Below are 9,237 nucleotides of genomic sequence, written 5' to 3'. Positions count from 1 at the left end.
GTGTCTCACCCCGCCCATGTGAGACGGGGCAGCGTCTCGGGGTCGTACATGGCGCCGCGGGTGGGGTCGACGAACGCGGGAGTGATCTTGCCTCGGTCCTTCCAGGTGCGGACGGTTGAGCCGCTGATGCCGTACCGCTTGGCGACCTCGCTGGTGGTGAGGAACCGGTGCGTCTCAGGGTTCTTGGCGTCCGTCTCACCGTCGGCGGGGACGATCGGCAGCAGCCGTGCGCCGGCCGGTACCGCGTCCTCCCAGCGGAAGACTGGCGGGACGGTGCGCGCGGTGGGCGTCGCAGTGTCCGGGACGGGTGCTGCGGTAGCCGTCTCAGCGGTGCGCGCGACGGGTGTTGCGGCGAGGTGCAGCAGGTGCCCGAAGACGAGCGGCGGGACGCATGAGACGACCACGACGAGCGCCGCCGGGGGCCGCGGGTCCGCGCTGAACCAGCCGGTGACGAACAGGTGTGAGACGGGCTGAGCCGCCATCGCCGCGCCGAGCGAGACGAACGCCCCGACGACGGCGGACACCTTGCCCGGGGACCCGGCCGGCCGGTTCGATGCGACGGACGCGGCGATACCCGCGTAGGCGGCCAGCACGGCGGCCATGCCCCAGGCGAGACGCGCGTCCCACCCGGCGAGGACAGCAAGGTGGTGCTCGCCGGGGGCGCACATGACGAGGACGACGACGGCGACGACGGGGCGTCCCGCGTTGGTGAACCAGCGGACCCACCATGGGACGCGGTGAGACGCGGTGTGGGACGGGCGTCCCGGGCGGGACGGGAGCCTGTTGCGGAGGCGTTGCAGGCGGGTCTTCACGGTGCTCCTCCGGGAGCGAGAGAAGGCCGGCCCCGCGCTGGGGGCTGCGGGGCCGGCCGGTCTGATGGTGTGGCTAGTTGAAGGCGCCGTTGCTGTGTCGGCGGTGGCGGCGTGGAACCTTCGTGCCGGCGTTGTCGCCGTCGCGGATGACGCGGGCGCGGTGGCCCTCACGCCGCTTGCGGGCAGCGCGGTCGGTGGCGGACTCGCGGCCCTTGTACCGGGTCTCGGCGAGCTGGCGGTCGTTGCCGCCGACGAGCCAGGAGAGGAGGCCCATTAGCTGGCGTCCTTCCAGCCGAGGCGGGAGCGGACGTCGGCGGCCCGGGCGTAGTCCTGCTGTGCCAGCTCGACGGTGGCGGGCTCGGCGAGGATCGGGTTCGGCTGGGGCGTCAGCGCGCTGGGGGTGGGCTGACCTTGCTCTTGGTCGGTACGCTCCATGGCGGACCTGCTCCTTTGATCGCTTCGGGGTTGGTCCGCCCCGGCCCATATGGAGCGGCAACTCCGGGCCGGGGCTTTGTTGTTGTGCAGCACGGGCGTTCACCCGGGCTGTATGGTGACCATACCCCATGTTGTGTGGTCACCATACGCTCTCGGGGGAATAGCCCGCCTGGATCAAGGAAGGCGCGGCCATGGCAGACGACGAGGAGGTGCAGCGAGTGTTCGACGCCCTTGACGACGTGGAGCGCATCGCCGACCCGGAGGCGCGATCTCGTGCTCAGGCGCAGATCACAGCGGCGACCAGGGAGCGGGCGGCGAAGTGGGCTGCGGAGCGTGCCGAGCTGGCGCATCAGATGCAGGCTGAGGGCGAGTCGGTGCGCGGGATCGCGAAGCGTCTGGGCGTAAAACCGGCAACGGTGCAGGATCTGTTGCGCGGCTACAAGGGCTCGGGGCAGAACCGGCCGCGCGCCGAGGAGGCTTCGGATGGATGATCTGGTGCAGTGGCTGCGCACCCAGCTCGACGTGGACGCGGCCTACGCCGAGGTGGCGCCGCGCGGCCCATGGGCGATGGACGGCGCGGGCAGCATCGTCGATGCCGACGGCGGCAGGGTGATCCCCTCGGTCGGCGGCGCGCTCAACGGGCGTGTGTCGCGATGGCCTGAAGAGCCGGTCGCCGATCACGTCTTGGGGTGGGATCCGGCGCGGGTGCTGCGCGAGATCGACGCTAAGCGGCAGCTGGTCGACAAGTACGCGGAGGTCGCGGCAAACGACGTGAACGAGGTCGAGTACGCGCACGGGTGGGCCAACGCGCTCGGGGAGGCGGTGCGCCTACTCGCCCTGCCATACGCGGACCGGCCCGGCTACCGCGAGGAGTGGCGGCCGTGAGTGCCGCCGCTGAGACCTGCTGTGTCTACTGGGGCTCGTCCGGATGCGACCTTCCGCACGGTCACGACACGCAGCGCGCCGTCCGCCCACACCAGCGGGAGCGGGACTGCCAGACGGTCACGATCTACACGGCGTTCCTTTACGGCGAGGGCCTGACCGACGAGGAACGTCGCCTCCGCGTCGACCTGTACGGCGAGTAATGCAGCCCCCGTCTCTCACCCGAGGCGGGGGCCGTTTCATGCCCGGCGGACTCCCCCGGACCGAGCGGATCCACCCACGGACCGCGGTCCGGACATCGTCCGAGTGCGCCACGGCTAACCTGCCCGGATGCGGGTCCGGACGGTCCGGATCATGCTGGATTCATGTCCGGATTGCGTCCGGTGATCGTCTATCCGCCCGATGAGGACGGCGGCCGCAGGGTGCGCGTGGACGGTGTGATCCTCGGCCGGGCCTTCGCTGTCCGGGACGTTGTGGAGTTCCTCCGCCGCGCCGGCCTGCAGGACTGGGACCAGATCGACGTGGCCCGCTCGGAGCTGATCGAGTGGCGGGGCGGCGGGCCGGAAATCTGGACGCACTGACCTACTCGGGGTCGTCGACCACGCGGAGGTGGCGCCTCTCTAGGTTCGCCTCGATCGCGTCGAGAATCTCCTCGTCGGACTTCTGCCCGGGTTCGTCGGTGACCTTGACGGCGGCAATGATGCGGCGGCCGTCCGGGTAGTCGCGGCTGATGGCTCGGTATTCGTTGTCCTCGGCCATGGGTCCCCCTTGTGTGACGGGTGGGGGTACAGGCTGCCTTCGGGTCGGTTTCAGGTCAATGGGGCCGACATCTTTCGCTTTGCCCGCAGCGGGCGTACCGTCGTGATCCCCCCGAAGGGGGCGCCCTCGGAGGCGCAACGGCCCGCGGTCCCGGGGGTACGGGACGGCGGGCCGCCTGCTGCTCAGTACGTGGCGGCCACCCACGCGACGACCGCCAACCCGGCCAGCAGCAGACACCAACCCACCAGCCGCAGCGCGCGACGCCGCCGGAGCCGAGCCCGCTCACGCCGCTCCCAGTAGCCCCTCACGCCGCGATCACCCCGCCCTCGGTCCAGACCCTTCCGCAGCCCGTGCAGTGCGCGACTGGCGGCCGGCCTTCCCCGCCGTGCACGTCGATCCGGCCGCCGCAGTCGTGCCGTCGCTCCAGCGTCTTCCGCTGCGCGGCGATGTCGAGGGCCCCCTCGACGCGAAGCGCAGCGCCCCGGGCAACGCCAGTGATGTGGTCGAGCTGCACTGGGGTGAGCGGCCGGAACGGGCCAGGCGCCCCCTCCACCCGGGCCAACAGCCAGAGAGCGGCGTACGGAGCGTCCGGCCGGACCTTCGTCCACGACCAACGGCGCGGGTCGTTGCGGTCCTGCATCACGAGGAGCTCGCGCCGGCGCCGGTCCACGGCCGGGTAGCCGTCGGGGAGCAGCCCCATGACAGGGCGTTGCACGCTGCCCGCGATCTGGTCGGCGCACTCAAGGAGCTGGGCCCGGACGATGCGCATCGTCTCGTGGACTGCCAGGCGGATTGGGATGGGGCGCTGTCCGGGGGCGTCGGCTGCGCTGTCGGCGCGTTCGTCGAGGCGGGTGAGGGTGGCTTCCATGAGGGCGCGGTCGGTGTCGGCTTGGTCGAGGGTGGCGAGGTGTCCGCGGAGGCCGATGCCGAAGCCGTGGTGGATGGCGGGTTGGCCGAGGGCGTCGGTGAGGTCTCGCCAGTGGAGTGCGATGGTTTGGAGGTGGGTGGCGGTGGTGGTCATCGTGCGCTCCGTGGGGCTGTTGGGCGGTACGGTGGGTCCACCGGTTGGGGCGTGCCGTGGAGCTGGGGAGTTCGTGGGCACGCCCCTTCGTCATGCTCAAGCTGACGCTGCGCTGTTCCCGGAGACCGGCGGCCTAAGGGCTCTGTGGACACGGGTCAGGTAGTCGTTCGGCTCGCCATCGCGCTGCCACTCTCGGATGACGCCGAGGGCAGCGGTGACCCGGCTGTCGGCGGGCCGAGCGAGTTCGTCGAGGTACTGCGCCCGCACCAGGTTGTGCCGCGCGTCGGCGAGCGCGTTGTGCACTCCATCCGGCTGCTCCGGGAGCGTCGGGTTGCCGAGCCGCATGGCCTCCTGCTTCAAGTCGTTGGTCCACATCGGCACCCCCTCAGGCAGGTCGATCATGCGGCCGAAGAGCTGAGCCAAGGCGACGTGGTCGTACGCCCCGTACCAGGCCCACAGTTCGGCGTCCGGAGTCTCCCGGATGAAGTCGCGGACCTCCTGCGCGATGCGCTTCTGCCGCTTCACCGCCGGGTCGAGGTAGTTGAACAGCCACGCCTTCGGCATGTGGTTGCGGAAGTCGCCGTGCGGCTGAGGCAGGTGCGGGATCACGTTGTCCATCAGCCACGTGTGCTCGCGGAGGCGGCGCCGGAGTCCCCAGCCGCGCCAGGTCCGGGCGGTCAGTCGGCGGCTGACGGCGTAGTACTCGCGGCCGTCCTCGGCGACCATGCCGATCGAGATGAGCTCGATGTGCCGACCGTCCTCCAGGAACTCGGTGTCGTAGAAGATGCGCATGGTCACTGCTCCTTGGGCTGGCCGGCGGTCGGAAGGATCGCGTCGTGGAGTTCGGCGAGGCGGGCGTCCCACCAGCGGGACATGGACGTGCCGAGCGGCGGGGGCCCGGCTTTCACCCACTGCTCGTACAGGTCGATGACGCGAGTGACGGTCTCCTCGGCGGATCGGTGAAGGGCCGCAATGACCCGCGTGGTCTTCTGGTCTTCGGCCTGCCGCAGCGCTTCGTCGACGACGGCCCGGGTGACTCGTGTGCCGGGCGCGGGCGGGTGGGCGCGGAGGGCGGCGGCTTCCTCGGCGGTGATGCGTTCGGTCATCGGTTCTTCCTCCGTGCTGCGCGCGCGAGTGCGCGCCGGGTGGCGCGGTTCGGTCGCGGGTCGGGTGCGTCGTCGACCAGCTGCTCGACGCGGACGAGTTCGGTCTGCCAGGTGACGCCCGGGGCGGGCGTGTGCTCGCCCCGGGGTGCGCTGCTCGGCCCTGTCACCGGTGGTCCTGCGATGTGAGGCGGGCGATCCTGCGGGCGAGGTCCACGAACAGGACGACGATGGACGCCAGGCCGGCGATGGCGGTAACGGCATTCATGACTGGCCGCCGTCGTCGTTGCCGGACATGCTCGCGAGGAGAGCGTCGATCTCCTCGCGCGCCGCAAGCAGCTTCCGGCGCAGCTTGCCGTCCCCAGTGAGAGCAGGCGCAACCTGCGGGAGGTCGCTGCCGAGCAGCAGCTCCTTGGGGTCTACGTCGAGGGCCTGGGCAATGGCGACCAGGATGTGGAACGGGGTGCGCTGTATCCCGGACTCGACGTTGGCGACGGACGCGCGGGACAGGCCCACGGCGCGCCCGAGTTCGGCCTGTGTGTAGCCCCGGCCGCGGCGGGCGGTGAGGATGCGCAGGCCGATGGTGGCGTACAGGTTGTAGATGGTGGATGTTGCGGCGGCGAGGTCGGTCATGCTGCTTCCCGGTCGTCCCAGTGCGCTGCGATCTCCTGCCACGCGGCCCGCTCCCCGTCATCGAGGGGGTCCCCGTCGGAGGGCGGCGGCTCATCCCACGCCGTACGCCGAGTCGCCCGTTCGACGAGGGCGGCGACCCTACGGCGTTCGTCACCGAGCTCGGCCTCGCGAACGACGGCGATGACGGCAACGATGCTCGCGGCGGCATTGAGGAGGGTGATCCAGGTGGGCACGTGGCCCCAGGTGTTGACGGTGCACCAGGCGAGCCACAGCGCGGTGGCGAGGTAAAGGGCGCAGAGCGAGAGGCTGCCTCTGGTCATCGACTGCTCCTGGTGAGTCGGTTCTGGAGGACGCGCCCGGCCCGGCCGAGGCCGAGCAGGGCGGCGGAGATGAACGGGGCGAGGACGATGCCGACGCCGATGGCGCGGGCGATCATGCGGCTTCCTCGTAGTCGAGTGGCTGACTGTGGGCCCAGTGGGGCCGTGTGCGCCCGCTGGGACGCCTGGCGCGGGTGCGGGCGCAGATCCGGGCTCGGAGATCGCCGCGCGCCCAGGACGGCCCGGCGGTGCGCCGCCAGAGGGCTCGTACGCCCCACGCTCCGGTGGCGATCGCGGCCAACGTGAGGATGGAGGCGACGACGGCTAGGACGATGACCCAGCCGGCGAGGGCCCAGGCGAGGGTGATGGCGGTGTCGATGGCTTCGGCGATCACTGCATCCCCCTGCACGTGACCTCGGCCGAGTCCTCGGTCATCCGGTCGGCCCGGAGTTCGAACGGTGTGCGCTCGCAGCAGGGTGTGAGGCCGCTGCCGTCGGCGGGGCAGGCGTGCACGGGGACGTTCGGCTGCGCCCCGTCCTGCCGCGCCCCGGCGGCGTCCTGAGCGATGGCCTCGTACATCCGGTCCACTGCGCCGTCCAGCTCCGACTCGATGTGCCCTGCGGCGTAGGCCCACTGGCGCAACTTCCTGCGGATGGCCGCCGACGGCACGGGCTTGGGGGTCGGTGTCTCGCCCGCCAACCGGCGCAGCCCGTCGGCGATCTCGGCGCGGACCGCGTCCAACTCGGGGTGAATGCCGAGCTGCGGGCCCTCGGCGAAGACGGCGGCCTCACGCAGGGCGGCGGCCCGGTCCGTCTGCTCGGGCAGCACGGCCAGCATCGCAGCGGCGACGGCGTGCGGGTTGGCCATGACGAGTCCGGTCCGAGAGGGCTCGGCATCCGAGTACTGCGCCCAGATGGCGGCGGCGCCACGCTCGATGAGGGCGGCACGGTCCACGGGCGGCTCGGCAGGCTCCCAAACGGCGCGGAACGCCTCGTCCGACGTGGCCGCGAGGTGATCCACGTGCTTCAGCACCCAGTCCCCGGGCTTCATGCCTACCCAGTGACTGGCGTCGCTGAGGAGCTGCGCGTCCTGGTCGGGGTCTTCGGCGCGGTCCTCGGGGTCGATGGTGTCGAAGTCCGGGCCGCAGAAGGCGCGCAGGGCGTCGGCGTTACTGCCGGTCCACTGGACGGCTTCGATCTCCTCATCGGAGCGGAGGCGGTAGCGGGCGGCTTGCTTCTGGGCAGCCCGGTCGGCGAGGTACGCCTTGAAGTCGGCGACGGCCTGGCGGTCGCCGTCGCTCATCGGGTAGTTCGGGTTGTTGCCGCAGGCGGGGCCGGTCGGACGCTTGGTCATGGTCTGGCTCCTGGTGTGTGTGGGAAGGTCGGGGACGCGGCCGCCGCTGGTTCGGACAGCGGCGGCCGTGCTCGTGCTCACGCGGTCTCGTTCGCCAGCTGCAGCAGCACCACGCCATGGCAGTGGTCCGGGTCGCCGGGGTCCGGCAGCGGACACCAGCACATGAGGTCCCGGCCGGCCAGCTGCCTGCGGGCCGCGGCGGCGAGGTCGGGCTGGCTGGCGAACCAGGCGCGGTACCAGTCGACGGCGACGCGTCGGGCCTCGGTTTCACTCCGGCCGCCGAAGATCACGCTGTCGGTGCGGGAGTCGATGACGGCGTGCGTGGGCCCGCACTGCACGAGCGTGTACGGGTTGCCCCAGCGGGTGCCGCGGCCGACGTACACGGCGCCGTCGGGGGCGCGCCAGCCCTTGGTGCGGCGGCGCTGGATCCGGCGCGGCTGGGTGTCGAGGGCGATCTGTCGGGCGCTCATCGGGTCGCCTCGCCGTCGCAGATGACGCAGCGGTGGAAGGCGTCCGTCGACTCGTGGCAGCGGTCCACGCAGCTACGGCAGTACGGGGTCTCGCGGTGGCGTGCGTGGCCGTCGAAGCGGGTGTCGTTCGGGTCGAAGAGCGTCTTGCACTTCGCGCAGCCCTCGGCCGGCTGCTCCTCGTCGGCCGGGGCGTCGCCATGCGGGAACAACAGCACCGGCTCGATGACCATGAAGTTGGGCAGGTTCTTCGACCCGCGCATCCCGGCGCCGGCGTACCGACCGACGAGCGGCGGGTAGCCCTCGATGCGGAGTTCGGCGCGCAGGCCCTGCAGGGAGGGCGTCATGCCGATCTGCATCCACGCGGTGCGGTCGTCGGTGAACTCGGGCTGCTCGGCAGGCCGGACGACGCGGCGGCGGACGGTGATCCCGGGTCCGGTGTCGATGCCGTCGTCGTGCCGCTGCACGAGGTCGAACCAGCGGTCGTACTGCGGGTCGTCGGCCAGATGCATCGTGGTCCACTCCAGGCGGCCGGTCACCTCGGACTGCGACCGCATCCACGCCTCCGCGGCGCCCTTCGCCGCGTCCTCGTCGTTGGCGTAGCCGATCAGGTAGTCGGACACGTTGCCCGGCTCGTACACGGCTTCCCACACGGGCAGCAGGACGGCAGCCGCGTCGGTGCGCAGCCTGTCGATCTCGGCGAGCAGCTCCGGCACCGCGGCCCGCGCCGTTGCGATGAACTCGGCGAGGTGCGCCCCGTAGTCCGGGACCTCGCAGACGAGGCCGGCGAGCGGGTGATCGGTCGCGTACTTCACCCGCCAGACGTCGTCATCCATGTTGGGGTGCACGGTCCAGGGCGGCCCGTAGACGGTGGGGATGCTGTCGCGGATCTCTTGCTCGCGTTCGGCGGTGAGCGGGGTGGGTGTCTGCTCGGTCATGAGTTCCTCCGTGGTGGGCGGTCAGAGTCCGGCGATGACGGCGGCGGCCGCCGAGTCCGAGGCGTGGCCGTTCGCTCCAGCCCAGTCGGCGACGTCGAGCGGCCAGCGCTTGTCGAGGTAGCCGATGACGACGTCGGCGCCGTCCTGGCGGACGGTGTGGACGGTGTCGTCGGGCCGGGTTCCTTCGGCGACGACGGCGGCTGCGTCCTCGGGGCTGAGGCAGGTGAGTCGGGTCTCGGGCATGTGGTCCTCCGTGGGTGGGTCGCGCGGTAGTGATCGCGCGGGGCTGGCTGGAACCGGATCCGCGGTGGTGGTCGGGGCCACCTCCCGCCCGGTAGTTGAATGCCGTACGAGGTGGACAGGTGGACAAGGTGGACGGATGTCCACCACCCCCTGTCTCGCGTAGCGCGCGAGTGAGAGTAAATGTCCTTTTTGTGTATGTATGTAGAGGCAAATTGAGGGCCGTTTTTCTCGCGACAGGGGGTGGTGGACAGATGTCCACCTGTCCACGTCCACC

General features: G+C 71.3%; 20 protein-coding genes. 4 read left to right on the top strand and 16 right to left on the bottom strand.

Features of this window, described 5'->3' with window-relative positions; all coding sequences use genetic code 11:
- Positions 1-5: 5 nt before the first annotated feature.
- From ACZ7L6_RS03605 to ACZ7L6_RS03595, 3 genes are all read right to left on the bottom strand, one after another.
- Positions 6-812 (bottom strand): MerR family transcriptional regulator, encoded by an 807-nt coding sequence (locus ACZ7L6_RS03605; protein WP_471920288.1) that lies wholly within the window; start codon positions 810-812, stop codon positions 6-8.
- Positions 813-885: 73 nt separating this feature from the next.
- On the bottom strand, positions 886-1,086 hold the full coding sequence (locus ACZ7L6_RS03600; protein ID WP_471920287.1) for a hypothetical protein: 201 nt from the start codon (positions 1,084-1,086) through the stop codon (positions 886-888).
- Positions 1,086-1,247 carry a hypothetical protein gene (locus tag ACZ7L6_RS03595; RefSeq protein ID WP_471920286.1) on the bottom strand — a complete coding sequence of 54 codons (162 nt, stop codon included), beginning with the start codon at positions 1,245-1,247 and terminating at the stop codon, positions 1,086-1,088. The genes ACZ7L6_RS03600 and ACZ7L6_RS03595 overlap by 1 nt, the downstream gene beginning before the upstream one ends.
- A gap of 191 nt (positions 1,248-1,438) precedes the next feature.
- Here ACZ7L6_RS03595 and ACZ7L6_RS03590 point away from each other — a divergent pair, with 191 nt between their 5' ends.
- From ACZ7L6_RS03590 to ACZ7L6_RS03575, 4 genes are all read left to right on the top strand, one after another.
- Entirely contained in the window at positions 1,439-1,738 is a 300-nt protein-coding gene (locus ACZ7L6_RS03590; protein ID WP_471920285.1) for a helix-turn-helix domain-containing protein, read from the top strand.
- Positions 1,731-2,132 (top strand): DUF6221 family protein, encoded by a 402-nt coding sequence (locus ACZ7L6_RS03585; RefSeq protein WP_471920284.1) that lies wholly within the window; start codon positions 1,731-1,733, stop codon positions 2,130-2,132. The genes ACZ7L6_RS03590 and ACZ7L6_RS03585 overlap by 8 nt, the downstream gene beginning before the upstream one ends.
- Positions 2,129-2,332 carry a hypothetical protein gene (locus tag ACZ7L6_RS03580; protein ID WP_471920283.1) on the top strand — a complete coding sequence of 68 codons (204 nt, stop codon included), beginning with the start codon at positions 2,129-2,131 and terminating at the stop codon, positions 2,330-2,332. Before ACZ7L6_RS03585 ends, ACZ7L6_RS03580 begins: the two co-directional genes overlap by 4 nt.
- A gap of 162 nt (positions 2,333-2,494) precedes the next feature.
- Complete coding sequence (locus tag ACZ7L6_RS03575) at positions 2,495-2,710, top strand: hypothetical protein (RefSeq protein ID WP_471920282.1); 216 nt, start codon at positions 2,495-2,497, stop codon at positions 2,708-2,710.
- 1 nt (position 2,711) lies between these two features.
- On the opposite strand, the gene ACZ7L6_RS03570 is transcribed toward ACZ7L6_RS03575, so the two are convergent.
- The 13 genes from ACZ7L6_RS03570 to ACZ7L6_RS03510 form a co-directional block, all read right to left on the bottom strand.
- Positions 2,712-2,888 (bottom strand): hypothetical protein, encoded by a 177-nt coding sequence (locus ACZ7L6_RS03570; protein ID WP_471920281.1) that lies wholly within the window; start codon positions 2,886-2,888, stop codon positions 2,712-2,714.
- 182 nt (positions 2,889-3,070) lie between these two features.
- Positions 3,071-3,196 carry a hypothetical protein gene (locus ACZ7L6_RS03565; RefSeq protein WP_471920280.1) on the bottom strand — a complete coding sequence of 42 codons (126 nt, stop codon included), beginning with the start codon at positions 3,194-3,196 and terminating at the stop codon, positions 3,071-3,073.
- Positions 3,193-3,909 (bottom strand): hypothetical protein, encoded by a 717-nt coding sequence (locus ACZ7L6_RS03560; protein ID WP_471920279.1) that lies wholly within the window; start codon positions 3,907-3,909, stop codon positions 3,193-3,195. Before ACZ7L6_RS03560 ends, ACZ7L6_RS03565 begins: the two co-directional genes overlap by 4 nt.
- A 96-nt stretch (positions 3,910-4,005) precedes the next feature.
- Positions 4,006-4,701: a 3'-5' exoribonuclease domain-containing protein gene (locus ACZ7L6_RS03555; protein WP_471920278.1), complete on the bottom strand. Its 696-nt coding sequence runs from the start codon at positions 4,699-4,701 to the stop codon at positions 4,006-4,008.
- A gap of 2 nt (positions 4,702-4,703) precedes the next feature.
- A complete protein-coding gene (locus tag ACZ7L6_RS03550) occupies positions 4,704-5,015 on the bottom strand; it encodes a hypothetical protein (RefSeq protein ID WP_471920277.1) in 312 nt (103 codons plus the stop codon).
- Complete coding sequence (locus tag ACZ7L6_RS03545) at positions 5,012-5,182, bottom strand: hypothetical protein (protein ID WP_471920276.1); 171 nt, start codon at positions 5,180-5,182, stop codon at positions 5,012-5,014. The genes ACZ7L6_RS03550 and ACZ7L6_RS03545 overlap by 4 nt, the downstream gene beginning before the upstream one ends.
- Before the next feature lie 94 nt (positions 5,183-5,276).
- A complete protein-coding gene (locus ACZ7L6_RS03540) occupies positions 5,277-5,645 on the bottom strand; it encodes a helix-turn-helix domain-containing protein (protein ID WP_471920275.1) in 369 nt (122 codons plus the stop codon).
- Positions 5,642-5,965, bottom strand: a complete 324-nt coding sequence (locus ACZ7L6_RS03535) for a hypothetical protein (protein ID WP_471920274.1) — start codon at positions 5,963-5,965, stop codon at positions 5,642-5,644. Before ACZ7L6_RS03535 ends, ACZ7L6_RS03540 begins: the two co-directional genes overlap by 4 nt.
- A 112-nt stretch (positions 5,966-6,077) precedes the next feature.
- Entirely contained in the window at positions 6,078-6,356 is a 279-nt protein-coding gene (locus tag ACZ7L6_RS03530; RefSeq protein WP_471920273.1) for a hypothetical protein, read from the bottom strand.
- The gene (locus ACZ7L6_RS03525; RefSeq protein ID WP_471920272.1) at positions 6,353-7,315 is read right to left on the bottom strand and encodes a hypothetical protein; all 963 of its coding nucleotides are present in this window, start codon (positions 7,313-7,315) and stop codon (positions 6,353-6,355) included. The genes ACZ7L6_RS03530 and ACZ7L6_RS03525 overlap by 4 nt, the downstream gene beginning before the upstream one ends.
- A gap of 77 nt (positions 7,316-7,392) precedes the next feature.
- On the bottom strand, positions 7,393-7,785 hold the full coding sequence (locus ACZ7L6_RS03520; RefSeq protein ID WP_471920271.1) for a DUF4326 domain-containing protein: 393 nt from the start codon (positions 7,783-7,785) through the stop codon (positions 7,393-7,395).
- On the bottom strand, positions 7,782-8,720 hold the full coding sequence (locus tag ACZ7L6_RS03515; protein WP_471920270.1) for a hypothetical protein: 939 nt from the start codon (positions 8,718-8,720) through the stop codon (positions 7,782-7,784). The genes ACZ7L6_RS03520 and ACZ7L6_RS03515 overlap by 4 nt, the downstream gene beginning before the upstream one ends.
- Positions 8,721-8,741: 21 nt before the next feature.
- Positions 8,742-8,963 carry a hypothetical protein gene (locus ACZ7L6_RS03510; protein ID WP_471920269.1) on the bottom strand — a complete coding sequence of 74 codons (222 nt, stop codon included), beginning with the start codon at positions 8,961-8,963 and terminating at the stop codon, positions 8,742-8,744.
- Positions 8,964-9,237 lie beyond the last annotated feature (274 nt).

The sequence above is a fragment of the Streptomyces sp. NPDC107522 genome (genome assembly GCF_055657525.1).
The sequence above is the reverse complement of the archived record's forward strand: the minus strand, read 5'-3'. Positions and strand labels throughout refer to the sequence as shown.